Source organism: Streptomyces sp. NPDC102258 (genome assembly GCF_055584685.1).
In genome coordinates this window covers 69,446-93,592 of sequence record NZ_JBVJLO010000004.1, presented here as the reverse complement: position 1 = coordinate 93,592, position 24,147 = coordinate 69,446, and the positions used below count along the sequence as shown (strand labels likewise).

The window sequence follows — 24,147 nt, the reverse complement described above, 5'->3', positions numbered from 1 at the left end:
GGACGGAGCGTCATGTCAGCAAGGAACTGGACCCTGGGGCTCGCGATCGGGGCGGTCGTCGCCGCCGGGTCCCCCGTGGCCCTGGCGGCCGGCCCGGACGCCCGGCCCCCGGCCGCCCGCGCCGTACGGGCCCCGCTGCCCGGCGGGCTCGGTCCGTGCGTGCCGGGCAGCTGCCCGAGCCCCTTCCCGCCGGTCGGCAGCGACGGCCGCACCCGGGGGCACGACAACGCCGTCAACATCTTCGCCGGCGGACAGTTCCGGGTGCGCGGACGCGCCTCCGAGGCCGAGGGCCGGCTGGTCGTCCTCGGCGGTTTCGACCAGGACAAGCTGGCCGGCGGGGACTCCCGCTACAACGTCGGCATCGTCGGTGCGGGCTCCCTGGTCCCGCCCTCCGACGGCGCCGACTTCCTCACCACCGGCGGCGGTGTCACCGTCGCCCCGGGCGAGACCCTGATCGCCGACCGGGGCGTGGTCCGCCACGCCGGCGACCTCACCGGCACCGTGACCGGCACCCGCGTCCGGGACGCCGCCGCCGTCGCCCCGTACGCGGGTCTGCGCGACCGCCTCAGCGCCGCCAGCCAGTGCTACGCCCGGGTCGACGGCCGCCCCCGCCCGGCGACCGGAACCGTCGTCAACAACGGCTTCGAGACCCTGTTCACCGGGGACGGCAGCTCCGCGCTCCAGGTCTTCACCGTGGACGCCGACCTGGCCGGAGCCCGGGGTGGCCAGCAGGGCGTGCGGTTCGCGCGGATCCCGGCGGGCGCGACCATCCTCGTCAACGTCCTCGGCGCCGACCGCACCATCAACACCTACAGCGGCGGACTCGCGGACACCGATCCGCTCAACGCCTACCGCGAGCGGCTGCTGTGGAACTTCCCGGACGCGACCACGGTGAACCTGACCGGCGGCGGCCAGTTCCAGGGCAGCTTCCTGATGGGCAACCAGTCCTCCGAGACCACCGTGACCCTGCCCGGCATCAACGGACGCTTCTTCACCACCGGCTCCGTCACCCACGGCAGCGACACGGTCGGCGGGGGCGGCCAGGAGTTCCACGCCTACCCCTTCAACGGGGACCTCCCCGAGTGCGCCCCCGCCCCGGGCGCCCGGGTCGTGCTGCGCAAGACCGACCGGGACACCGGCGCCCCGCTGCCCGGCGCCCGCTTCGAGCTGTGGCGCGAGACCAACGGCCGGCCCGGCCTCCAGACCCTGGGCGACGACGCCGACGAGCGGCTCGACGGCCTCTGCGTCACCGGCCCGGAGGGCAGCTGCACGGTCGAGCTGCCGGTCGGCGCGGCCTACTACTGGCGGGAGACCGGCCTCCCGGACGGCTACGAGCGGCCCGCGGACCCCGTCACCGCCTTCGAGCTGACGGCCGGTGACGTCGTACGGGACCGGGTCGTCACCGTCACGAACCGGAGGACGGCCGAGGACCCGACGGGCTCGCTGCGCGTGCTGAAGAAGGACGCCAAGACGGGACGGCCGCTGCGCGGGGCGGTGTTCGAGGTCTGGAAGGAGACCAACCGCACCCCGGGCCTGCAGACCCGCGGCATCAACGCCGACGAGAAGGCCAAGGACGGCTGCGCGACCGACCGCGCCGGCGTCTGTGACTTCGAGGCGCTCCCCGAGGGCTGGTACTACCTGGTCGAGACGGACGTCCCCGAGGGGTACGTGCTGCCGCGCGACCGGGTGACCGGACCGCTGCACGTGAGCGCCGGAGCCCCCGGGAACCACGTGGAGGTCACCGTCCGCAACGACCGTGACGACCACGGCAAGGGCAAGGGTGAGGGCGGCCACGACGGCCGGGACGACGTGACGGACGACGGCACGGACGACGGGACCGGGGAGGACCGGTGACCCCGCGCTCGTCCGGGCACCCGGCCCGGCGCCCGGTACCGGCCGGGCGGGCCGCCGTGGCCGCGCTGGCCGCCCTCCTCGGGCTCGCCGCCCTGCCGGACCCGGCCCTGGCGGCGGCGGGCCCCGCGCCCGAGCCGGCCTGCACGGCCGGGACCGGCCCCTACCAGCGGGAGCTGGAGGCCCACCTCGCCCGGCCCGTCGACGGGGTCCAGTCACCGGCCGACTGCGCGGCCGTCCGCGCCTTCCAGCGCGGGCACGCCGTCACCCCCGCCGACGGCTACGCCGGCCTCGCCACCTTCCGTACGATGACGGCCGTCGCCGCCCGCCCCGACCCCAACGCCGCGGGCCGCTGCCCCGTCCGCGACCACCGGGTGACCTGCGTCGATCTGGACCGCCAGCTCCTGTGGGTGCAGGTCGGCCGCCGGGTGGTCTTCCCGCCGGTGCCCGTCCGCACCGGCCGCGACGAGCAGGAGACCCGTCCCGGCCGGCACGAGATCTACTGGCGGCACAAGGACCACTACTCCACGCTCTACGACAACGCCCCCATGCCGTACGCCCAGTTCTTCGACGGCGGCCAGGCCCTGCACGGCCGGCCCGGGGACCTGTACGCGCACGGCGGCTCGGCGGGCTGCGTGAACCTGTCGGTGCCGGACGCCGAACGCCTGTGGAACCTGCTGTCGGAAGGGGACGTGGTCTACGTCTGGGGCACCAAGCCCGGCACCGAGGACTGACGCAGCCGGTTCCCGTCACTTGGGACTGAACAGTGACATGACCGTGCCTTTTCGTAGTCCACCCGTGTGATTTCCTGTCGACAAGCGCGCGACTGTCCGTGCGCGGGGGACATGGGGAGAACACGAGTGAACCTGCAGCCGATACGCGGCCGCGTCCGCAGCGGCCTGCCGGCCCTTCTGCTGGGAGCGGCCCTGCTGCTCACCACCGCTTGCGGTGCGGGCGGAAGCGACAGCGGGGGCAAGGGCGGGAACGACGCCAAGGGGACGACGGCCGGGGCCAAGAGCGGCACCGAGGCGTCCAAGGCCGTCGTGAACGTCAAGCCGGACGACGGGGCCAAGGAGGTCGCCACGAGCGGCATCCTGAAGATCTCCAGCACCGGTGGCAAGCTCACCGCGGTGACGGTCGCCGACACCAAGGGCAACGCGGTGGAGGGCAAGCTGGGCGGCGACGGCGCGAGCTGGGAGCCCGCCCGCAACCTGGCCGCCGCCACCGAGTACAAGGTGCACGCGGTCGCCAAGGACGAGGCCGGCCGGGAGTCCGCCAAGGACACCACCTTCACCACCCTGACCCCGCAGAACACCTTCGTGGGCCACTACACGCCCGAGGACGGTTCGACCGTCGGCGTGGGCATGCCGGTCTCCATCAACTTCACCCGGGGCATCACCAATCCCGAGGCCGTCGAGAAGGCCATCACCGTCACGGCCGAGCCGTCCGTGCCGGTCGAGGGCCACTGGTTCGGCAACGACCGCCTCGACTTCCGCCCCGAGAAGTACTGGGCCGCGGGCACCAAGGTCACCGTGAAGCTCGCCCTCGACGGCGTCGAGGGCCGGCCCGGGGTCTACGGCAAGCAGACCCGTACGGTCACCTTCACCGTCGGCCGCTCGCAGGTCACCACCGTCGACGCGAGCGCCCACACCATGCAGGTCGTCCGCGACAACCAGGTCCTCAAGGACATCCCGATCACGGCGGGCGCCCCGGCGACGACCACCTACAACGGACAGATGGTCATCAGCGAGAAGTACAAGGTGACCCGGATGAACGGCGCCACCGTCGGCTTCGGCGGCGAGTACGACATCTCCGACGTCCCGCACGCGATGCGCCTGTCCAATTCGGGCACCTTCGTCCACGGCAACTACTGGGCCCCCTCCAGCACCTTCGGCTCGGAGAACGTCAGCCACGGCTGCGTCGGCCTGGAGGACGAGCGCGGCGCCGGTGACGACAGCACGCCCGCAGCCTGGTTCTACAACGAGTCCCTGATCGGCGACGTGGTGGTCGTGAAGAACTCCAAGGACAAGCAGATCGCCCCGGACAACGGCCTCAACGGCTGGAACATGGACTGGGCGGAGTGGACCAAGTAGGCCCCGCTCCCGCGTAGTCGACACGCACCCGAAGTGGCCCGGCGCCGTGACCCACGGCGCCGGGCCGCTGCGCGTGGGCCGCGGCTAACCTTCCGCGTATGACCCTCTCTCTCGAAGTCTCCGAAGGCGTCGGCACGATCCGCCTGGACCGCCCGCCCATGAACGCCTTGGACGTCGCCACCCAGGACCGGCTGCGCGAGCTCGCCGTGGAGGCCACCGACCGCGCCGACGTGCGCGCGGTGATCCTCTACGGCGGGGAGAAGGTGTTCGCGGCCGGCGCGGACATCAAGGAGATGCAGACGATGGACCACGCGGCGATGGTCGCCCGCTCCCGTGGCCTCCAGGACGCCTTCACCGCCGTCGCCCGGATCCCCAAGCCCGTCGTCGCCGCCGTCACCGGCTACGCGCTCGGCGGCGGCTGCGAGCTCGCGCTCTGCGCCGACTACCGGATCGCCGCCGACAACGCCAAGCTCGGCCAGCCCGAGATCCTGCTCGGCCTGATCCCGGGCGCGGGCGGCACCCAGCGGCTGTCCCGGTTGATCGGTCCCTCCAAGGCCAAGGACCTCATCTTCACCGGCCGGATGGTCAAGGCCGAGGAGGCGCTCGCGCTGGGCCTGGTGGACCGGGTCGTACCCGCCGCCGAGGTGTACGAGCAGGCGCGCACCTGGGCCGCGAAGCTCGCGCAGGGTCCGGCCCTCGCGCTGCGCGCCGCGAAGGAGTGCGTGGACGCGGGCCTGGAGGCGGACATCGACACCGGCCTGACCATCGAACGCACCTGGTTCGCGGGCCTGTTCGCCACTGAGGACCGCGAGCGCGGAATGCGCAGCTTCGTCGAAGAGGGCCCGGGCAAGGCCAAGTTCGTCTAGTCGCCGAGTACCCCTGCGGGTGGATTAGCCAGGCCTTAAGGGGGCCTTAAGCGGTCCCGGAGATCGACTCAGGGTGATCGCCGCAGCGCCCAACGTCACCGCAGGTCAGATCTGTTGGGGGCGGTCCCGGTTGCCTTTCGCATATGCCGGGACCGCCCCGGGAGCCCCGGGTGCCGGGGGGCGTTTTCCCCGGGAACGGCCCGGACGGGTGCGCCGGCCGTCCATGATGGGTGCATGGCGGGCCTGGAGGGTGTGGAACAGCCGCGGCGGCGTGGCAGCGTCGCCGCCGTGCGGGTCACGGCGGCGGCCGAGGACGAACAAGCGCTGGAGTGTTACGGGAACCCGGCCGAGGAGGAAGTGACGCTGCCGTCCATGCCCGAGTCGGCGAGTACGGCCCGCCGGCTCACGCAGAGCGTGGTGGTCCGCTTCTGGGGGCTCTCGCCGCAGATCGCCGAGCACGCCGTCCTGCTGGTCTCGGAGCTCGTCGGCAACGCGGTGCGCCACACCGGCGCGCGTTCCTTCGGCTTACGGATGGTGCGCCGGCGGGGCTGGATCCGGGTCGAGGTGCGCGACCCCTCGCGCGGGCTGCCCTGTCTGCTGCCGGTGCACGAGATGGACGTCACGGGCCGGGGGCTGTTCCTCGTCGACAAGCTGTCCGACCGCTGGGGCGCCGACCTGCTGCCCCGCGGCAAGATCACCTGGTTCGAGATGCGGGTCGCCGACCGCTAGGGCTCCCGTCGGCCCCGTGAACGCCAGAAACCCCCTGTCGCCGCGATGGGGCGCTGAGGGGGTTTCCTGGGTGTGCCGAGGATCGATGGGGTGTGTGATCCTCGGCGGAGACTTCGCTCGGGTCAAAGGGAAGCCGTGATTCCGACTATGGCAGACGAGGGCCCAAACGCCAAAAGCACCTAGTCGGACATAAGTGTGCATATCCTAAGAGTTTCCCCCTAAATCCTAGGTGAGGTGGGCCACTCGCCTCGCTTTCCATGAATAAGTATCCGCAGCTCTGCGTGAATCGTCGATTGCCGAGCGGATGATCACCCGCTCGGCTCGTTGGCGGCGTGGGTCGCGAATAGGGTCAATCGTTACCTTCTCGCCCATTCACCCCTTAAATGGGCAGGTGTTCTCACCACCAGGCCGCCGCGCGGCCCTGCGCGCGGGCGCCGCCGCCCTGGCCGGTCTCACCGCCTCCTGCGCGCCGGACCGGACCGCCGCCGGACCCGCCGCCCCCGCCGCCTCTTCCTCTGTCCCCGCCGCCTCCGTCGGCCCGGCGCGCGCCAAGCCCGCTCCGGCCACCCCTCGCCGCTTCCCCGGCCAGCCGGTGGAGATCGGCCACGGGCCGCGCGACCGCCCGGCCGTGGCCCTCACCTTCCACGGCAACGGGGACCCCGCCATCGCCCGTTCCGTCCTCGCCGAGGTCGAGAAGGCCGGCGCGCGGATCACCGTCCTGGCCATCGGCACCTGGCTCGACGACCACCCGGAGATGGCCCGCCGCGTCCTGGACGGCGGCCACGAGCTCGGCAACCACACCCAGCGCCACCTCGCGATCAACGACATGCCCGAAGCGGAGGCCTACGCCGAGATCACGGGCTGCGCCCAGCGGCTCAAGCGGCTCACCGGCTCGATCGGCACCTGGTTCCGCCCCTCCCAGACCCAGTACGCCTCCCCGCTCGTCCAGCGGCTGGCCCAGCGGGCCGGTTACCCGCACGTCCTCTCGTACGACGTGGACTCCCTCGACTTCACCTCGCCCGGCGCCGCGGCCGTCATCCGCAACGTCACCGGGACGATCCACGGCGGATCGGTGGTGAGCCTGCACTTCGGCTACGCGGACACGGTCGACGCGCTGCCGCCCCTCCTCGAAGAACTCGCGCGCCGCGAGCTGCGCGCGGTGACCACCACGGAGCTGCTGACCTCATGACCACGAACCGTCTTCCCCGGAAGGCCACCGCGCTCCTCGCCGCACTGGTCCTCGCCGCCCTGGCGGGCTGCGGATCCGGAGGGAAGGGCGAGCCCGAGGCGCTCGGCTCCAGGGCGCCGGCCCGTCCCGTCAAGGCCGTCCCGCCCGGCCTGGCCGGGATGCCGCCCCTCCTCGATCCGGCCGACGTGTACGCGGCGGACCGGCCGAACCAGCTGTCGCCGGTGGTCAAGGACTTCCCGTCGCGGGTCTACGTACCGAACACCAACTCCAACACGGTGACGGTGATCGACCCGGCCACGTACAAGGTCATCGACACCATCCCGGTCGGCATCCAGCCCCAGCACGTGGTGCCCTCGTGGGACATGAAGACGCTGTGGGTCAACAACAACCGCGGGCACACGCTCACCCCGATCAACCCGGCCACCGGCGAGGCCGGCGAGGCCGTCGAGGTGCACGACCCGTACAACCTGTACTTCACGCCCAACGGCAAGTACGCCATCGTGATGGCCTCCATGGACCGCGAGCTGGTCTTCCGCGACCCGCACACCATGGACCGGGTGAAGACCGTCCCGGTGAGCTGTTTCGGCGTCAATCACGCCGACTTCTCGGCGGACGGCCGCTACTTCATCGTCAGCTGCGAGTTCTCCGGTGAACTGCTCAAGGTCGACACCGAGAAGATGGAGGTCGTCGGCCAGCAGAAACTGCCCTTCGAGGGCGCCATGCCGCAGGACGTCAAGGTCTCCCCGGACGGGAAGACCTTCTACGTCGCCGACATGATGGCGCACGGCATGTGGGTGCTCAGCGGCGACAAGTTCGACGTCCCCAAGCTGCTGCCCACCGGCAAGGGCTGCCACGGCCTGTACGTCAGCCGCGACTCCCGGGAGATGTACATCTCCAACCGGGGCGAGGGCACCATCTCCGTCTTCGACTTCAAGGCGGACCGGCTCACCAAGAAGTGGGAGCTGCCCGACGGCGGCAGCCCGGACATGGGCGGGGTCTCCGCCGACGGCAAGGTGCTGTGGCTGTCCGGCCGCTACAACTCCGAGGTCTACGCGATCGACACCGCGAGCGGCAAGGAGCTGGCCCGGATCCCCGTCGGCGACGGCCCGCACGGCCTCGCCGTGTACCCGCAGCCCGGCCGCTACTCCCTCGGCCACACCGGCATCTTCCGCTAGCCGGGAGCGGCGCGCGGCGCGTACGGCGGTGCCCCGGGAGACCGCACGGCTCCCGGGACACCGGGTTCAGGGGGGTGCGGCGGGCTACTCCCAGGCCACCGGCAGCCGTTCGGGCAGCCGCTTGATGAACCCCGTCCGCCAGACGAGGTTCTCCGCGGGGACGGCCAGGCGCAGCCCCGGCAGCCGCTCGGCCAGCACCTCCAGGGCGACCTCGGCGTGCGTCCGGGCCAGCGCGGAGGCCGGGCAGAAGTGCCGGCCGGCGCCGAAGGCGAGGTGGCCGCCCGTATCCTTCCGCTCCAGGTCCAGCGTGCCCGGCCGCTCGAAGGCCGCCGGGTCGAAGTTGGCCCCCTCCAGCAGGACCAGCACCAGCTCGCCCTCCCGGACCAGGACGTCCCCGACCCGGACGTCGGCCAGGGCGATGCGCGGCAGGCCGTCGCCCACGGAGAGGTTCCAGCGCAGCAGCTCGTCCACCGCCGGGCCCATCCGCTCCGGGTGGGCGCGCAGGTACCCGATCAGCTCCGGGCGCTGGAGCAGGGCGAGGACCGCGAGCACCAGGAACGCGGAGGTGGAGACCGCACCGGCCCCGAAGAGGGAGACGGCGACGGTCGCGAACATCTCGTCCGTCAGGTGGGCCGACCCGGGGTCGGCCTCCCGCAGCGCGGCGAACCGGCCGAGGAGCCCCGTACGCTCCTCGGCGGGCAGCTCGATCTGCGCCCGCAGCGCGTCGGCGAAGTAGCCCACGTCCTTGTACCAGTTGAGCGCCGAGTCGGCGAAGGGCTCGCGGGCGGTCATGAACGCGATGTCCAGCCCCGACATCAGCCGGCGCCAGTCCGCGAACGGCACCCCGAGGACCTGGCAGTGCAGGAACGCCGAGAAGGGGTCGGCGAACCCCGCCCGGAGATCCGCCGGCCCGCCCTCGGCGACGAGGACGTCGATCAGCTCGCCGGCCACCGCGCGCAGCCGGTCACGCAGCCCCTCCTGGCGGGGGCTGAGCGCCTTCATGACCGCGTTGCGCAGTCCGGCGCTGTTGATGTTGCCCATGTTGTTGACGACCTCGGGCGGGATCGTCAGCGCGTACTGGCGGGGCACCCCGGCGTTCGCGGTGTCCTTGAGGCTGAACCGCTCGTCCTCCAGCACCTGCCGGGCGAGCGCGTGACTGCTGACCAGCCAGGCCGGATCCCCGGTCAGGGTGCGCACCCGGGCGACCGGGGCCTGCTCGCGCAGCCACGCGCACTCCTCGGGGAGCACGTCGCCGCGCCGGGAGAGGGGGAAGTCGAGGAGGGGGTGCTCCCGGTCGCCGGTGTCTCCCGTGCCTTCCGTGCTCCGCGCACGCTCCGCGCCCTCAAGCTGCTCGACGCTCATCGACGGTCCTTTCGGTGGGTGCGGCGGTGTGCGCGACGGTTTCGGGGCGTACGACGGCGTACGCCTGGTTGCGGGTGGCGCGCAGGCCCCCGCCGCGGGCGAAGAGGACGTCGGTCATCGGCATCTTGACGTGGTAGGCCGCCACCGAGGACGGCACGTCGAGAATGCTCGGGGTATCCACGAAGAAAGGCAGCTCCGCCGCCATGTAATCGAAACAGACCCGCAACTGGCCGTCCGTCATGGATTCACCTTCCGGCAACTTCGAGCCGACAAAGTGCAGGGCCATTTCCTCGCACCCTTTGCGGAACACGTCGTCCGTGTCCAGGAAATGCATGATGCGTCGGTGCAGCAGTTGGTACACGGGGTTCGGCTGGAACTCCGAAAGTGCCCTCACCCGGATCTCCGCGTGCTGGGGCGCTGATTCCCCGACACCTTTGAGAATCCTTCTGCGGACCGCCTTGATCTCCTTCGCCGCACGCTTCTCCGCATGCTCCCGGCTGTAGCCGAAAGCGGCGAACATCCGGGCTACGTGGAGGTCCGCGTAGACGAAGTCGACCTGCGCGAAGCGGGTCGTCGCCCATCGGGTCAGGCTGGATATGCGCTCGGAGCTGAAGTAGCTGTTGCCGGGGCTCACTCCGATGAGCACATGGTCGCCGTCTTCCCAGATATGGCGGCAAGTGCGGGTGAAGGGCAGAACTTCGAATGATGCGTCAGTTGTGATCGTCATCTGTGTGATCGCCCTTTTTGCCGCTTGTCCCTGGGAGCCCTGCGCTCCTGGTGTGGCGGCAATGCCGTTACGTTATGCCGCGATCCCGGAGCGTGACAAGTGCGGGGCTGATTTATTGGCTGGAATGTGCGCTTCCGTATTGCGGAAGGGGAATTGAATTTCTATCTGCCGCCCGAACGGGACCCGCGCACGGGGCCCGCCCGGGATGCCGCTACTCTGAGCCGGTCAACAAGCACCAAGAAGGGGTGGACCCAGTGGCGGACATCGAGAGCGCACGGGCGACGTTCAACAAGTTCGACGTGAACGGTGACGGCTTCATCACGGCCGACGAGTACAGCGCTGCCATGAAGGCGATGGGCGACGCGTTCGTCACCGCCTCGGTCGCGGACGCCGTGGTCGCCTCCAAGGACACCAACGGCGACGGCCTGCTGAGCTTCGACGAGTTCTGGGCCGCCCTGAACAAGTAGGCTCCGCGCCGCCCCCGCCCCCGTACCGCCTGCCCGGTGCGGGGGCGCGCTCAATTCCCGGGGGAGGAGCCCATGTCCCCGACCTCGTCCAGGGCCTCCTCCAGCCAGCTCAGCCAGAAGCCCTCCAGGGCGATCCCGCCGCGCAGCACCAGCCGGCGCAGCCGGTCCTCCACGGCGTCCCGGCCCGGCGGGAAGTCCCGCGCCTCGATGGCCTCGTACGTCGCCAGCTGCTCCCGGTGCAGGTCCCGGTGGCGCCGCAGCTCCGGCCCGAGGCCCTGGAGCCCCACCACGGCCGCCGCGCGCAGCCGCAGCAGCAGCGCGTCCCGCATCGGCTTGGGGTCCTGGCTCTCGCCCACCCAGCGGGCCAGCTCCACCCCGCCGTCGGGCAGCACCTCGTACTCCTTCTTCTGGCCGCGCACGGGACCCTCGCTGGGCAGCGCCCGGATCAGCCCGGCCTCCTCCAGCCGCCCCAGCTCCCGGTAGATCTGCTGGTGCGTCGCCGACCAGAAGTACCCGATCGACTTGTCGAAGCGCCGGGTCAGCTCCAGCCCCGACGAGGGCTTCTCCAGCAGGGCGGTGAGGATGGCGTGCGGCAGCGACATGCGGCCATCCTAGGTTTGCCGGGCGCCGCGCCGGAGCCGGTGGCTCAGTGCCAGGCGGTCAGGGCCTGCGGTACGCGGGGGCCGGGGGCGTCCGCGGCCAGCAGGCCGCGGGCGCGCAGGAGGGCCGACACCGCCGGGGACCAGGCCTGGCGCAGGCCCGCCGAGGCCAGCAGCTCCGGGTCGGCCAGCAGCGCCGCGGCCGGGCCGGTCCTGATGCCCGCCGGGGTCAGCACCGCCGCGTCGTCGGCCCAGCGCACCGCGAGGTCCACGTCGTGGGTGGCCATCACCACCGTGGTGCCGGCCGCGCGCAGACCCGCCAGTACGTCCAGGAGGCGCTCCTGCCCGTCCGGGTCCAGCCCGGCCGTCGGCTCGTCGAGGATCAGCACGCGCGGTGCCATCGCCACCGCCCCGGCGATGGCCGCCCGCTTGCGCTGCCCGTAGGAGAGGAGGTGGGTGGGGCGGCCGCGCAGCGCGGTGATGTCCAGGGCGGCGAGGGCGGCTTCGACCCGCTCGCGGACCTCCGGCGCGGACAGCCCCAGGTTCATCGGCCCGAAGGACACGTCCTGTTCGACCGAGGCCGCGAAGAGCTGGTCGTCCGGGTCCTGGACCACCAGCTGCACCGAGGTCCGCAGCCGGGTCAGCCCCGCCCGGTCGTGGGCCACCACCGCGCCGTCCAGGCGCAGCGTGCCCGTGACGGGCCGCAGCCCGCCGCTGAGCAGCCGCATCAGCGTGGTCTTGCCGCTGCCGTTGCGGCCCAGCAGGACCAGCGCCCGGCCCTCCTCGATCCCGAAGTCCACCCCGGACAGCACGGCCGGGCCGTCCTCGTAGGCGTATCCCGCCCCGGCCAGTTCCACCACCACGCTCACGGGCACAGCTCCTTCAGTACGAGGGTCCCCGCGACCAGGGCGGCCAGCAGGGCGGCGGAGGCCGTGAGGAACCGCCAGGACAGCGACGCCTCGGGGACGAGGACCCGTAGCGCGCCGTCGTAACCGCGCCCGGCCAGCCCCTCCTGGAGCCGGGCGGCGCGGTCGAAGGCCCGGACGAACGTGGTCGCGGCGAGCCCGGCCAGCGAACGCCACACCGCCGCCCGGCCCGTCTGGCCGAGCCGGGCCGCCTGGGCCCGGCGGACCCGCGCCATCGAGTCGAGCAGCAGGAAGCCGATGCGGTACATGACGAGTGCCACGTCCACCACCGGGGCGGGCACCCCGGCCCGCACCAGCCGGGGCAGTACGTCCGAGACCGGGGTGGTGAAGGCGAACAGCAGCACGCCGAGGGAGGCCGCCGAGGTGCGCAGCAGGAGTTCCGCCGCGTGCCGGGGCCCGTCCGGGGCCAGGGCGACGAACCCGGCCGGGCCGCCCACCGACACCAGCAGCGGCAGCGCCCCGGTCACGCAGAAACCGAGCGGCACCCGGAAGGCCCGCCACAGCTGCCGGCCCGCCACCCCGGCCGGGCCCAAAAGCACGGCGAGGGCGGCGGCCGCGACCAGCGGTCCGCCGGGCCAGGGCGGCAGGCAGACGGCGGTGACCGTCAGCCCGAGCCCGAGGAGGGCCTTCTCCAGCGGGTGCCGGCCGCGCCAACGGCTGGAGTGGGCCGCCACGTCGATCGGCAGCACCGCCTAGGCCTCCGGCGCGGCGGGGACGGGGGCCGCCGGGCCGGCCGTGGCCCCCGGGCCCGCGACCGGGTCCACCGCCGGGTCCGAGGCCTGGGCCGTGGCCAGGGCCAGGCCCTGCCGACGGCCCTTGCGGATCCCGAAGTAGTACGCGAGCACGCCCGCGCCCAGCGCCGCCTGGAGGGCGAACAGCGCCGACTCGACCTCCCCGGAGGGAGGTTCGTACAGCGGGGAGAACCAGGGCTTGTAGTCCGGCTCCAGTTCCGTGATGGCCGTCTGCGCCTGCGCGTCCGCGCCCGCGAACGGCTCCTCCTTGTCGTCGCCGAGCCCCAGCGCGAGCGGGAGCACGGCGAGCGCCGCCACCAGGAGCAGCAGCAGGGTGTTGATCTTCGCGTTCCGGGTCAGGGCCATCAGAGCGCCGCCTCCCGGCGCGCCCCGGCGGTGCCGGTCATCCGCGCGACCCCGAGCCGGACCAGGTCCGACCGGCTGGACTGCATCAGCAGCCGCATCACGAGGACGGTCAGCAGCCCCTCGCTCACCGCGAGCGGGATCTGGGTCACGGCGAAGATGCCGGCGAACTTCTCCAGGGAGCCCAGGAACCCGCTGGAGGGGTCCGGGAAGGCGAGCGCGAGCTGTACGGAGGTCACGCAGTAGGTGACGAGGTCGGCGACGAACGCCCCGGCGAAGACGGTCACCATCAGCGGCGCACCGGACTTCCGCAGCAGCCGGTAGGCGGCGTACCCGGCCCAGGGGCCGGCGATGGCCATCGAGAAGACGTTCGCGCCGAGCGTGGTCAGGCCGCCGTGCGCGAGCAGCAGCGCCTGGAACAACAGGGTGATCGTGCCCAGGACCGCCATGATCGGCGGCCGGAACAGGATGGCCCCGAGTCCGGTCCCGGTCGGGTGGGAGCAGCTGCCCGTCACCGAGGGGATCTTGAGCGCGGACAGGACGAAGGTGAACGCGCCGGACGCGCCGAGCAGCAGCGTGCTCTCCGGGTTGGCCTTCACCTCGCGGGTCAGGGCGCGGACACCGTGGACGACGAACGGGGCCGACGCGGCGCCCCAGGCGGCCGCGTGCAAGGGGGGCAGGAACCCCTCGGCTATATGCATGTGTGGGAGACCTCTCCAGCACCTCGTGGATGGACGACGCGCCCCGGCCGGTCTCCTGGCTTACGGGTCATGATGCCCGGGCTCCGCCTTCCCGGTCCCCCGCGGTCTCCCGCGCGGGTCCAGTGGCTTCCCGCAGGAGTGGAGCCGGACTTCCCGATCACAGTGGCGAGGGCCGCACCGGTTTCCCACCGGTTTCCCGAACACCAAGGCTTGTTGACCCTAGTCGCCCGGGCGGACCGGCAACAAACCCGCTCCCCGGAGGGACGCGGTCCGCCGGCGGCGCCCGGGCGGCCGGTTCAGCAGGTGGCCGGGTGGGCGACGTCCACCACGTACCGCTCGGGCGAGTGGAGGACGCTGGTGGTGAAGGCGGGCGGGGTGTCGAAGGCGGCGCCGAAGGTCACGTACCCCTCGTAGTCGCCGGTCAGGGCGAGGCCCTTGAGCTTGCTGAGCCCGATCTGCTGGAGCTTGGGCCCCTGGTAGACGTTGTGGCCCGCGTCGTCGTGTGCGGCGGCGGGGTGCAGGCGGATCTCCAGGAAGTACGTGCCCGCCAGCGGGACGGGCTTGCCGGACCCGTCGTAGACCAGCTCGGAGACGGGCGTGACGGTGACCGGCGGGGCGGCGCCCTGCAGGTCGATGACGATCCGGTCGTACGTGCAGTGACCGCCCCAGCGGGCGTTCACGACGAGCGGGGTCGCGGCACTGACGGCTGGGGCGGCGGCCGATGCCGGGGCGCTGAGCGCGAGTCCGGCGGTGAGCAGGGCGCCCGTGGCCAGGGCCACGGTCCGGCGGCGGCGCGGGCTGAGCGGGTGACGCATGAAGTCCCCCCGATTCTCGTGAGACGGGGACTGCCTGTCACCCGGGAAGACACCGCCGGGGACCCCGGCGGTTCCCTCAGTGCGCCAGCAGCGCGCTCAGTTCCGCGTCCAGGTCGTAGTGGCGCCGTTCCTGCCCGCGCGGGACCAGGTCGGTCATCCGGCGGCACAGCTCCCGTACGTCCTTGGCGCGGGCGGAGACCACGCAGCTGTGCCGGCCGTTGCTGAAGGCGAGGAACACCCGCGGTTCGGTGCCCCGGCGCAGCGGCCACACCTGGATGTCGCCCTCGCCGGTGCCGCAGGTCTGCCCGTCGAGGAGCAGCTCGCGCGAGAACACCCAGCGGGCGAGGTGGGTCCCGGCGCCGCGGAAGTCGACGGCCAGCTCGTACGGCCGGTCCGTGCGGTACACGAAGGTGCCGGTCAGCGGGACGGTCAGCGGTACGGCCTCCAGCCGCAACGGCAGGACGCGGTGCTCGGTGGTGGCCATGGTGGCTCTGCCTCTCTTCGCGCGGTGGGCTCACGGGCCCCCCTCGGGCACGCTAGCCGACGATCCCGGCCCTCCCCGGGGCCGAAGGTCCCGAGCGCGGGGGCCGCTCGGCCCGATCCCGGGACCTGCCCGGCGCCTACCCAGGGTCCGCGCGGATCCGCGCCGCCGGCCGGGACGCGCACGAGCCCGCCCTCCGGGGGAGGGCGGGCTCGGGGGGCCGGTCAGCGCGCGGGGGCGGGGCCGGTCAGCACTCGATGACGTTGACCGCGAGACCGCCGCGCGCGGTCTCTTTGTATTTGACCTTCATGTCGGCGCCGGTCTCCTTCATGGTCTTGATGACCTTGTCCAGGGAGACCTTGTGGGAGCCGTCGCCGCGCATCGCCATCCGGGCCGCGGTGACGGCCTTGACGGCGGCCATGCCGTTGCGCTCGATGCACGGGATCTGGACGAGGCCGCCGACCGGGTCGCAGGTCAGGCCGAGGTTGTGCTCCATGCCGATCTCGGCGGCGTTCTCGACCTGCTCCGGGCTGCCGCCCAGGACCTCGGCGAGGGCGCCGGCCGCCATCGAGCAGGCGGAGCCGACCTCGCCCTGGCAGCCGACCTCGGCGCCGGAGATGGAGGCGTTCTCCTTGAAGAGCAGCCCGATGGCACCGGCCGACAGCAGGAAGCGGACCACGCCGTCCTCGTCGGCGCCGGGCACGAAGTTCATGTAGTAGTGCAGTACCGCCGGGATGATGCCCGCGGCGCCGTTGGTCGGGGCGGTGACCACCCGGCCGCCTGCGGCGTTCTCCTCGTTCACGGCCATCGCGTAGAGGGTGATCCACTCCATCGACAGCGCCTGCGGGTCGCCCTCGGAGCGCAGCTTGCGCGCGGTGTTCGCGGCGCGGCGCCGGACCTTCAGGCCGCCGGGCAGGATCCCCTCGCGCGACATGCCGCGCGCGACGCAGGCCTGCATGACCCGCCAGATCTCCAGGAGGCCCTCGCGGATCTCCTCCTCCGTGCGCCAGGCCTTCTCGTTCTCCAGCATCATCGCGGAGATCGACAGGCCGCTCTCGCGGGCCATGCGCAGCATCTCGTCGCCGCTGCGGAAGGGGAACTTCAGCTCGGTGTCGTCGAGCTTGATCCGGTCCTCGCCGACCGCGTCCTCGTCCACGACGAAGCCGCCGCCGACCGAGTAGTACGTCTTCTCCAGCAGCGGGGCGCCGGCCGCGTCGTACGCGAAGAGCGTCATGCCGTTCGCGTGGTAGGGCAGGGAGCGGCGGCGGTGCAGGATGAGCTGGCTCGGCTCGTCGAAGGCGATCTCGTGCGCCTGGCCTATCTCGGCGCCCAGCAGGCGCAGCCGGCCGCTCTGGCGGATCCGCTCCACCTCGGCGTCGGCGTTCTCCACGTTCACCGTGCGGGGGGAGTGGCCCTCCAGGCCCAGCAGGACCGCCTTGGGGGTGCCGTGGCCGTGGCCGGTCGCGCCGAGCGAGCCGAAGAGCTCCGCGCGGACGGAAGCCGTCTGGGCGAGGACGCCTTCCTTCTTCAGGCGGGTCACGAACATGCGCGCCGCCCGCATCGGGCCGACCGTGTGGGAGGAGGAGGGACCGATGCCGATGGAGAAGAGGTCGAAGACGGAGATGGCCACGGTGGCGAGACTCCCTTGTCTGCTCGTGGGTGGGAGGGGGCAGGGATGGCGGATCTGCGGATTTTGTCCGGCAGACGAGCGTAACGCGTGGAGATGAACGTTTCGGCTCGTGGACGGGTCGGCCGGACGTGAGCCGGCTCGCGTTCCGGTGCCCGGGCGGGTGCGGCCCCGGGCGGTGCCGGGCCCCCGGCGGGCGGCCCGGGGCGGCCGGGCGACCGGAGTGGCGGCACGAAAAGGGCCCGGCCCTGTGGAGAACACGGCCGGGCCCTTCCGCTGGGCCGTTACAGCGACGGGTACAGCGGGAACTTCGCGGCGAGCGCGGAGACGCGCGCCTTCAGGTCCGCGGCGTCGAAGTCGGGCTTCAGCGCCTGCGCGATGATCTCGGCGACCTCGGTGAAGGCCTCGGTGTCGAAACCGCGGGTGGCCAGGGCCGGCGTGCCGATCCGCAGACCCGAGGTGACCATCGGCGGCCGCGGGTCGTTCGGGATGGCGTTGCGGTTGACCGTGATGCCGACCTCGTGGAGGCGGTCCTCGGCCTGCTGTCCGTCCAGCTCGGAGTTGCGCAGGTCCACCAGGACCAGGTGCACGTCGGTGCCGCCGGTGAGGACGTCCACGCCCACGGCCTTGACGTCGTCCTGGACCAGGCGGGCGGCGAGGATCTTCGCGCCCTCCAGGGTGCGGACCTGGCGCTCCTTGAAGTCCTCCGAGGCGGCGACCTTGAAGGACACGGCCTTGGCGGCGATCACGTGCTCCAGCGGGCCGCCCTGCTGGCCCGGGAAGACCGCGGAGTTGATCTTCTTGGCCAGCTCCTGCGTCGACAGGATGACACCGCCGCGCGGACCGCCGAGGGTCTTGTGCGTGGTGGTGGTGACGACGTGGGCGTGCGGCACCGGGTTCGGGTGCAGACCGGCGGCCACCAGGCCGGCGAAGTGCGCCATGTCCACCATCAGGTACGCGCCGACCTCGTCCGCGATGCGGCGGAAGGCGGCGAAGTCCAGCTGGCGCGGGTACGCGGACCAGCCGGCGACGATCAGCTGCGGCTTGGACTCCTTGGCGAGGCGCTCGACCTCGGCCATGTCGACCTCGCCGGTCTCGTCGACGTGGTACGGGACCACGTTGTAGAGCTTGCCGGAGAAGTTGATCTTCATGCCGTGGGTCAGGTGACCGCCGTGGGCCAGGTTCAGGCCCATGATCGTGTCGCCCGGCTTCAGCAGCGCGAACATCGCGGCGGCGTTGGCCTGCGCACCGGAGTGCGGCTGGACGTTCGCGGCCTCGGCGCCGAACAGCGCCTTGACGCGGTCGATCGCGATCTGCTCGACCACGTCGACGTGCTCGCAGCCGCCGTAGTAACGGCGGCCCGGGTAGCCCTCGGCGTACTTGTTGGTCAGGACCGAGCCCTGGGCCTCCATGACGGCGACCGGAGCGAAGTTCTCCGACGCGATCATTTCCAGGGTGGACTGCTGGCGCACGAGCTCGGCGTCGACGGCGGCGGCGACGTCCGGGTCGAGCTCGTGGAGAGGAGTGTTCAGTACGGACATCAGGAGTCCCCGGGGATCAGTTGTCGGAGTGGGTGAACGCGGCGTAGTCGTCGGCGGAGAGCAGGTCGCCCGGCTCCTCCGAGACGCGCACCTTGAACAGCCAGCCGCCCTCGAACGGAGCGGAGTTCACCAGCGAGGGGTCGTCCACGACGTCCTGGTTGGCCTCGACGACCTCACCGGAGACGGGGGAGTACAGGTCGCTGACGGACTTGGTCGACTCCAGCTCACCACAGGTCTCGCCCGCGGTCACCGTGTCGCCGACCTCGGGGAGCTGGGCGTAGACGACGTCACCGAGCGCGTTGGCCGCGAACTCCGTGATGCCGACCGTCGCGACGCCGTCCACGGCGGCCGACAGCCACTCGTGCTCCTTGCTGAAACGCAGCTGCTGGGGGTTGCTCATGACCTGATTCTCCTGGATGCGGGGGAGTGGATGTGAACAGTGGTCTCGCCTGCCGAGACGGGCGCCGGGGCGCCGGAACACCGCCGCACGGCCGGGCGCACGGCGGTGGTGACTACTTCTGCCGCTTGTAGAACGGCAGCGCCACGACCTCGTACGCCTCATGCGTACCGCGAATGTCCACGCCGACGCCGGAGGTGCCGGGCGCGGCGTGCGCCGCGTCCACGTACGCCATGGCGATCGGCCTGCCCAGCGTCGGGGACGGGGCGCCCGAGGTGACCTCGCCGATGACCTCGCCGCCGGCGACGACCGGGAAACCGGCGCGCGGGACGCGGCGGCCCTCGGCGATCAGGCCGACCAGCTTGCGCGGCGGGTTCGTCGCGGCGCGCTCGGCGGCGGCCTCCAGCGCGGCGCGGCCGACGAAGTCGCCCTCCTTCTCGAACTTCACGACCCGGCCCAGCCCCGCGTCGAAGGGCGTGAGCGAGGTGGTCAGCTCGTGTCCGTACAGCGGCATGCCCGCCTCCAGGCGCAGCGTGTCGCGGCAGGACAGGCCGGCCGGGACCAGGCCGACGCCCTCGCCGGCCTTCGTCAGCGCCTGCCACAGCTCCACGGCGTGCTCGGGGGCGACGAACAGCTCGAAGCCGTCCTCGCCGGTGTAGCCGGTGCGCGCGATCAGCGCGGGCACGCCCGCGACGGTGCCCGGCAGGCCCGCGTAGTACTTCAGGCCGTCCAGGTCGGCGTCGGTCAGCGACTTCAGGATGCCGGGGGACTCGGGGCCCTGGACGGCGATGAGCGCGTACGCGTCGCGGTCGTCGCGGACCTCGGCGTCGAAGCCGGCGGCCCGCTCGGTCAGCGCGTCCAGCACGACCTGGGCGTTCGAGGCGTTGGCGACGACCATGAACTCGCTCTCGCCCAGGCGGTAGACGATCAGGTCGTCCAGGATCCCGCCGTCCTCCTGGCAGATGTGCGTGTAGCGGGCGCGGCCGACGCCGACGGTGGAGATGTTGCCGACCAGCGCGTAGTCCAGGACCTTGACGGCCTCGGGGCCGGTCAGGGTGATCTCGCCCATGTGGGACAGGTCGAAGAGACCGGCCCTGGTGCGCACGGCGTTGTGCTCGTCGCGCTCACTGGCGTAGCGCAGCGGCATGTCCCAGCCCGCGAAGTCGGTCATGGTCGCACCGAGCGAGCGGTGCAGCGCGTCGAGCGCGGTCAGGCGGGGGGCAGTGCTCATGGGTGTGGCTCCCGGGTCCCAGGGCATGACATGACGAGGACGATCCTCCCCATCTGTCATCGGAACCTGAGAGGTTCGCCGAGAGTTCCCCGTGTGAAGGACGGGACGCCCTGGGCTTGCACCTTGGGTGGAGCGCGCGGCGGCCGTCGGGGACGGACATCTCGCGGCTCGCTTTTCAGATCTGCCTCATCCACGCGGTACGGGGCCTGAGAGATTCAAGGGAGGTACTTGCTCCTTCGGCGCCCGGGCACGGCCTCACGGCGTGCCGGGACTCTCCCGCGCGGATTCAAGCGGCCGGTATGCAGTTGGTGTCCAGATGGCGCACATCATTGCACGGCCCGCTCGGGCGCGGGCAGTGGGGCCCTGAAGAACGGACGGACCGGAACCGGGACCCCGGGATTACCGTCTCTTTACACTCGGCGGGCATCGGTGTCCCGGCGGTCCGGCATCGGGGGGAGACGATCACTGTGCGGAGATTCGGAGTGCTGACGACGACGGGAACCGTGAGCGGGGTCCCGGCCCAGCGCAGCCCCCGGCCGCGTACGGCGGCCCCGGTGCGCGACCTGCGCGGCGGCCCGGCGTGCGGGCCGCGGCGGCTCGGGTTCCGCGACGGGGACATCGTGGTGGTGTCCGGCCTGCCCGGCGGCGGCAAGAGCACCCTGATCAAGCGCGCCGCGCAGGACGGCGTCGACTCCCAGGACGTCCGCGAACGCTGGGAGCGGCGGATGCCGGCGGCCCTGCCGTACGCCGTGTACCGGCCGCTGGTGCGGGCCGCGCACTACTGGGGGCTCTGGCGGCGGCTGCGCTCCGGGGCCTCCGTCGTCGTCCACGATTGCGGCACCCAGGTGTGGGTGCGCGGCCTGCTCGCCGCCGCCGCCCGCCGCCGGGGCCGCTCGCTGCACCTGCTGCTGCTGGACACCAGCGCCGAGGAGGCCCTGTCCGGGCAGGCCGCGCGGGGCCGGCGGGTCTCCGCGTACGCCTTCGCCCGGCACCGGGGCGCGGTGGGCCGGCTGCTGCGCGACGCCGAGGCGGGCCGGCTCCCGGCCGGCTGCGCCTCCGCCGTGCTCCTCGACCGCCGCTCGGCCGCCGCCGTGAGCCGGATCGCCTTCCACCCCTGACGGACGGCCGCCGAGGGGGCGGTAGCCTCGGGGCGACATCGGGGCGGAGCCTTACGGAGAGCAGGGGTACATGCAGGGCAGCGGCTGGCCGGCGAACGAGTTGGAACAGGTCCTCGGGGCGGCCCTCGGCGCACCGGACGCCGGGCCGCGCATCCTGGAGGTGCTCGGCCGCAGCCAGGTCTGGGTCCCGCTGCCGCAGGGCGGCGGCCCCGGGCACGCCGCCCTCGACCTGCCCACGATGCTGATCGGCGAAGCGGCCTACGTCCCCGTCTACAGCTCCGAGGCCCAGTTCCGCTTCTGCGCCGGACCCGCCATGGACTTCGCGGTCGCCCCCGCCGTCGAGTTCGCCCGCGGCCTGCCCCCGCAGCTCGGCATCGCCGTGAACCCCGAGGGCGCCGTCGGCGTCCCGCTGCCCCCGGCAGCCGTCGCGGAGCTGTGCCGGGCCGGACGGACCCCGCTCGACGGGCCCGCCACCGGCGGCCGGGTCCGGCTCTACGAGCCCGACTGGCAGGAGGACCCCGTCGACTTCCTCGCCGCCGCCGCCGAGGAGTTCCGCGCCACCGCAGTGGTCGCCGCCGCGCACCGCTGCCTGGCCAGCGTCGAGGCCGGGCCGCCGCAGCTGTACGTCGGTGTCCGCCTGGTGGGATGGGATCCCGCCGCCCGGGAGGCCCCGCTGGCGGCGCTCGGCCGGGCGCTGGCCCGCGTACCGGCGCCCTGGCCCGTCCAGTTGATCCTGCTCGACGCGGCCGAGGACCCGGTCACGGACTGGATTCGTGAGCGCGTACGCCCCTTCTACCTTCCCTAGCGCCGCTTAAGCTGGTCGGTACGGGTGGACGACGGGCGGAAGAGGGGTACCGGGTGAGTGCGTCAGGCACGGCCGCGGCCGGGCAGGTCGAGCACATGCTGCGCCAGGTGACTCCCGGGCGCTACGAGGGGTACGAGTCGTTCCTGCACTCCCTCGCCGAGGGGCGGCTGTGGATGCTGCTGTGGCAGGGGCAGGCCGGCTCGCCGGACGCCCAGTACGGCGGCATGGAGGTCGAGGGCCTCGGCTACGCGCCCTGCGTGACCTCGCCGCAGGAGCTGGCCGCCAGCGGCTGGAACCGCGGCTACGAGGTGGTCACCGGCCGGGACATCGCCCGCGCCCTGTACCCCGACCGCTGGGGCCTGTGGGTCAATCCGCACGCCCCCGGCGGCGGCCTCGGCGTGCCGTGGGCCGACCTGCGCCGCGTCGCCACCGGCCTGGACCGGATGCCCGCGGGCCCGCTGCGGCTGTCGGAGCCGGCCCTGGAGCTCCCGCAGTTCTACGGGCTGCTCACCCAGCACGCCCACCGCACCCCGGCCGTGCGCGCGCTGCGCCGCGCCTGGGTGCAGCCCGCGCTGGGGTCGGCGTACCTCGCGGTCGGGCTGGACCTGTACGACGCCTCGGCGCCCGCGCTGGAATCCGTACGGGAGATGATGCGGCAGTCGGTCGGCGCGGTGCCCGAGGGGGTGCCGGTGTGCACGGTGGCGCTGGCGGACGAGCACGATCCGGTCGCGATGTGGCTGCGGGCGCGGACCCGCCCGTTCTACGACCGCGAGGGTCAGGCCGCGGCCTACTAGGGACGCGTGAGCGGAAGGCCGTCGGGAACCCCGTTCCCGGCGGCCTTCCGCTTGTCCGGGTATCGCCCGTGATGGGTGTCCAATAGGCGTGCTCCTCTTGTGAGTTGCGCGCCATGTCCGTTTGCGTACCGAACAGACGGTGTTGCTCCGCTGAGCCGTGAGCGGAGTCCGGATAACGGGAACTCGGGCCTCAGATCACGTTTGCGCATCCATTCATCTGCGGGTCTGGCGGCTGGTCGAGCGCCCGATGAAGACTCCCCACCCAAGAGCCGGTCAGTCCTGCCAGACCCCGGTTCGGCACGTGGTCTTCGCTTGGTGTTTCACACAGCACTCCCGGCACTTCCTGCACTTCCCGCACTCCGGCTGCATCACCTTCACCACACCGCACTTCGCACGCGCTCCAGGCGTCCCGAGCACTCCGAGCGCCACTCCGCACCAACGCCGCCACAGCGGCGGGCATGGGCCGGCCACCCGTCGGCCGAGAGGGGTCCCCACCACGATGACGGCACCACTGCACGACACGAGCGCGGAAACACCCGCACCCGTGTCCGTAGCCGACGTCCCTGCCAAGGCCATCGAAGGCCGCTCGCCCGGCCGCATCGCCTGGATGCGCCTCAAGCGCGACAAGGTCGCGCTGACGGGCGGTGTGGTCGTGATCCTCCTGATCCTGGTGGCGGTCTTCGCGCCGCTGATCGTGAACCTGTTGGGGCACGACCCCAACGAGTTCCACGAGGACATGATCGACCCGGACCTGGGCACGCCGCTCGGTTCCTTCGGCGGCATCAGCTCCGACTACCTGCTCGGCGTCGAACCGACCAACGGCCGCGACGTGTTCAGCCGGATCGTCTACGGCGCCCGCATCTCGCTGATCGTCGCCTTCCTGGCGGCCTTCGTCTCGGTCGTCCTCGGCAGCCTGCTCGGCGCCATGGCCGGCTTCCTCGGCGGCTGGGCCGACGCCGTCATCAGCCGCGTGATGGACCTGCTGCTGGCCTTCCCGCAGCTGCTGTTCACCATCGCCCTCGTCTCCGTCGTCCCCAACTCCCTCTGGGGGTTCGAGGGTTCGGGTGTACGGATGGGCGTGCTGATCGTCGTCATCGGCTTCTTCGGCTGGCCCTACATCGGCCGCATCGTCCGGGGCCAGACGATCTCCCTGCGGGAGCGCGAGTACGTCGAGGCGGCGCGGAGCCTGGGCGCCGGCCGCGGCTACATCCTCCTCAAGGAGCTGATGCCGAACCTGGTCGCGCCGATCCTCGTCTACACCACGCTGATCATCCCGACCAACATCCTGACGGAAGCGGCCCTCAGCTTCCTGGGCGCCGGCGTCAAGCCCCCCACCTCTTCCTGGGGAAAGATGCTCTCCGACGCCGTCCCCATCTACCAGGACGACCCCACGTACATGGTGGTCCCCGGTATGACGATCTTCATCACCGTCCTGGCGTTCAACCTCTTCGGGGACGGGCTGCGCGACGCACTCGACCCCAAGGGCAGCTGAACCGCTTCTTCGATTCACCCACCTATGGAGGTTGGACCACCGTGATCCGCAGAAAGCAGGCTCTGGC

At 72.3% G+C, this 24,147-nt stretch carries 25 protein-coding genes and 2 riboswitches; of the genes, 12 read left to right on the top strand and 13 right to left on the bottom strand.

The genetic code is table 11. The features are described from left to right. Positions 1-12: 12 nt before the first annotated feature. The 7 genes from ACZ6ZT_RS08400 (at position 13) to ACZ6ZT_RS08370 (ending at position 7,903) form a co-directional block, all read left to right on the top strand. On the top strand, positions 13-1,854 hold the full coding sequence (locus ACZ6ZT_RS08400) for a choice-of-anchor A family protein (protein ID WP_469716746.1): 1,842 nt from the start codon (positions 13-15) through the stop codon (positions 1,852-1,854). After that, on the top strand, positions 1,851-2,585 hold the full coding sequence (locus ACZ6ZT_RS08395) for a L,D-transpeptidase family protein (RefSeq protein WP_469716744.1): 735 nt from the start codon (positions 1,851-1,853) through the stop codon (positions 2,583-2,585). Before ACZ6ZT_RS08400 ends, ACZ6ZT_RS08395 begins: the two co-directional genes overlap by 4 nt. 126 nt (positions 2,586-2,711) lie before the next feature. Beyond that, complete coding sequence (locus ACZ6ZT_RS08390) at positions 2,712-3,944, top strand: L,D-transpeptidase (protein ID WP_469716742.1); 1,233 nt, start codon at positions 2,712-2,714, stop codon at positions 3,942-3,944. A 98-nt stretch (positions 3,945-4,042) separates the two neighbouring features. Beyond that, positions 4,043-4,810 (top strand): enoyl-CoA hydratase/isomerase family protein, encoded by a 768-nt coding sequence (locus tag ACZ6ZT_RS08385; protein ID WP_469716740.1) that lies wholly within the window; start codon positions 4,043-4,045, stop codon positions 4,808-4,810. Between the two features lie 234 nt (positions 4,811-5,044). Further along, entirely contained in the window at positions 5,045-5,539 is a 495-nt protein-coding gene (locus tag ACZ6ZT_RS08380; RefSeq protein WP_469716739.1) for an ATP-binding protein, read from the top strand. 391 nt (positions 5,540-5,930) lie between these two features. Then, on the top strand, positions 5,931-6,728 hold the full coding sequence (locus tag ACZ6ZT_RS08375; protein ID WP_469716737.1) for a polysaccharide deacetylase family protein: 798 nt from the start codon (positions 5,931-5,933) through the stop codon (positions 6,726-6,728). Further along, positions 6,725-7,903, top strand: coding sequence for a YncE family protein (locus ACZ6ZT_RS08370; RefSeq protein WP_469716735.1), 1,179 nt, complete (start codon positions 6,725-6,727; stop codon positions 7,901-7,903). The genes ACZ6ZT_RS08375 and ACZ6ZT_RS08370 overlap by 4 nt, the downstream gene beginning before the upstream one ends. Before the next feature lie 84 nt (positions 7,904-7,987). Here ACZ6ZT_RS08370 and ACZ6ZT_RS08365 read toward each other — a convergent pair whose 3' ends face one another. Further along, complete coding sequence (locus ACZ6ZT_RS08365) at positions 7,988-9,265, bottom strand: cytochrome P450 (RefSeq protein WP_469716733.1); 1,278 nt, start codon at positions 9,263-9,265, stop codon at positions 7,988-7,990. Next, the gene (locus tag ACZ6ZT_RS08360) at positions 9,246-9,992 is read right to left on the bottom strand and encodes a tRNA-dependent cyclodipeptide synthase (protein ID WP_469716732.1); all 747 of its coding nucleotides are present in this window, start codon (positions 9,990-9,992) and stop codon (positions 9,246-9,248) included. The genes ACZ6ZT_RS08365 and ACZ6ZT_RS08360 overlap by 20 nt, the downstream gene beginning before the upstream one ends. Positions 9,993-10,246: 254 nt before the next feature. Between ACZ6ZT_RS08360 and ACZ6ZT_RS08355 the strand changes: the two genes are divergently transcribed. After that, complete coding sequence (locus ACZ6ZT_RS08355; protein ID WP_469717289.1) at positions 10,247-10,459, top strand: EF-hand domain-containing protein; 213 nt, start codon at positions 10,247-10,249, stop codon at positions 10,457-10,459. Between the two features lie 50 nt (positions 10,460-10,509). On the opposite strand, the gene ACZ6ZT_RS08350 is transcribed toward ACZ6ZT_RS08355, so the two are convergent. The 11 genes from ACZ6ZT_RS08350 to gcvT all read right to left on the bottom strand — a co-directional run bounded on the left by ACZ6ZT_RS08350 (position 10,510) and on the right by gcvT (position 19,871). After that, positions 10,510-11,061 carry a PadR family transcriptional regulator gene (locus tag ACZ6ZT_RS08350; RefSeq protein WP_469716730.1) on the bottom strand — a complete coding sequence of 184 codons (552 nt, stop codon included), beginning with the start codon at positions 11,059-11,061 and terminating at the stop codon, positions 10,510-10,512. A 44-nt stretch (positions 11,062-11,105) separates the two neighbouring features. Beyond that, complete coding sequence (locus tag ACZ6ZT_RS08345; RefSeq protein ID WP_469716728.1) at positions 11,106-11,933, bottom strand: energy-coupling factor ABC transporter ATP-binding protein; 828 nt, start codon at positions 11,931-11,933, stop codon at positions 11,106-11,108. Next, entirely contained in the window at positions 11,924-12,673 is a 750-nt protein-coding gene (gene cbiQ, locus ACZ6ZT_RS08340) for a cobalt ECF transporter T component CbiQ (protein ID WP_469716726.1), read from the bottom strand. Before cbiQ ends, ACZ6ZT_RS08345 begins: the two co-directional genes overlap by 10 nt. A 3-nt stretch (positions 12,674-12,676) precedes the next feature. Beyond that, positions 12,677-13,075 carry an energy-coupling factor ABC transporter substrate-binding protein gene (locus ACZ6ZT_RS08335; protein WP_469717287.1) on the bottom strand — a complete coding sequence of 133 codons (399 nt, stop codon included), beginning with the start codon at positions 13,073-13,075 and terminating at the stop codon, positions 12,677-12,679. 5 nt (positions 13,076-13,080) lie between these two features. Then, positions 13,081-13,779, bottom strand: a complete 699-nt coding sequence (locus ACZ6ZT_RS08330) for an energy-coupling factor ABC transporter permease (protein ID WP_469716724.1) — start codon at positions 13,777-13,779, stop codon at positions 13,081-13,083. Positions 13,780-13,807: 28 nt separating this feature from the next. Continuing rightward, positions 13,808-14,025, bottom strand: a riboswitch (cobalamin riboswitch). Positions 14,026-14,075: 50 nt separating this feature from the next. Further along, positions 14,076-14,594, bottom strand: a complete 519-nt coding sequence (locus tag ACZ6ZT_RS08325) for an AMIN-like domain-containing (lipo)protein (RefSeq protein ID WP_469716722.1) — start codon at positions 14,592-14,594, stop codon at positions 14,076-14,078. Positions 14,595-14,670: 76 nt separating this feature from the next. Further along, positions 14,671-15,078 (bottom strand): SsgA family sporulation/cell division regulator, encoded by a 408-nt coding sequence (locus ACZ6ZT_RS08320; protein WP_469716720.1) that lies wholly within the window; start codon positions 15,076-15,078, stop codon positions 14,671-14,673. 244 nt (positions 15,079-15,322) lie between these two features. Continuing rightward, positions 15,323-16,705: an L-serine ammonia-lyase gene (locus ACZ6ZT_RS08315; RefSeq protein WP_469716718.1), complete on the bottom strand. Its 1,383-nt coding sequence runs from the start codon at positions 16,703-16,705 to the stop codon at positions 15,323-15,325. Between the two features lie 281 nt (positions 16,706-16,986). Beyond that, positions 16,987-18,243: a serine hydroxymethyltransferase gene (gene glyA / locus ACZ6ZT_RS08310; RefSeq protein WP_469716717.1), complete on the bottom strand. Its 1,257-nt coding sequence runs from the start codon at positions 18,241-18,243 to the stop codon at positions 16,987-16,989. 16 nt (positions 18,244-18,259) lie between these two features. Further along, a complete protein-coding gene (gene gcvH / locus ACZ6ZT_RS08305; RefSeq protein WP_469716715.1) occupies positions 18,260-18,643 on the bottom strand; it encodes a glycine cleavage system protein GcvH in 384 nt (127 codons plus the stop codon). A gap of 112 nt (positions 18,644-18,755) precedes the next feature. Continuing rightward, positions 18,756-19,871, bottom strand: a complete 1,116-nt coding sequence (gcvT, locus tag ACZ6ZT_RS08300; RefSeq protein ID WP_469716713.1) for a glycine cleavage system aminomethyltransferase GcvT — start codon at positions 19,869-19,871, stop codon at positions 18,756-18,758. Positions 19,872-20,056: 185 nt separating this feature from the next. Beyond that, positions 20,057-20,160: riboswitch (glycine riboswitch) on the bottom strand. A 196-nt stretch (positions 20,161-20,356) separates the two neighbouring features. Between gcvT and ACZ6ZT_RS08295 the strand changes: the two genes are divergently transcribed. The 4 genes from ACZ6ZT_RS08295 to ACZ6ZT_RS08280 all read left to right on the top strand — a co-directional run bounded on the left by ACZ6ZT_RS08295 (position 20,357) and on the right by ACZ6ZT_RS08280 (position 24,080). Continuing rightward, a complete protein-coding gene (locus ACZ6ZT_RS08295; RefSeq protein ID WP_469717285.1) occupies positions 20,357-20,989 on the top strand; it encodes an AAA family ATPase in 633 nt (210 codons plus the stop codon). 70 nt (positions 20,990-21,059) lie between these two features. After that, on the top strand, positions 21,060-21,794 hold the full coding sequence (locus ACZ6ZT_RS08290; protein ID WP_469716711.1) for an enhanced serine sensitivity protein SseB: 735 nt from the start codon (positions 21,060-21,062) through the stop codon (positions 21,792-21,794). Positions 21,795-21,847: 53 nt separating this feature from the next. Further along, positions 21,848-22,588 (top strand): enhanced serine sensitivity protein SseB C-terminal domain-containing protein, encoded by a 741-nt coding sequence (locus ACZ6ZT_RS08285; protein ID WP_469716709.1) that lies wholly within the window; start codon positions 21,848-21,850, stop codon positions 22,586-22,588. A 499-nt stretch (positions 22,589-23,087) separates the two neighbouring features. Continuing rightward, a complete protein-coding gene (locus tag ACZ6ZT_RS08280; protein ID WP_469716707.1) occupies positions 23,088-24,080 on the top strand; it encodes an ABC transporter permease in 993 nt (330 codons plus the stop codon). Positions 24,081-24,147 lie beyond the last annotated feature (67 nt).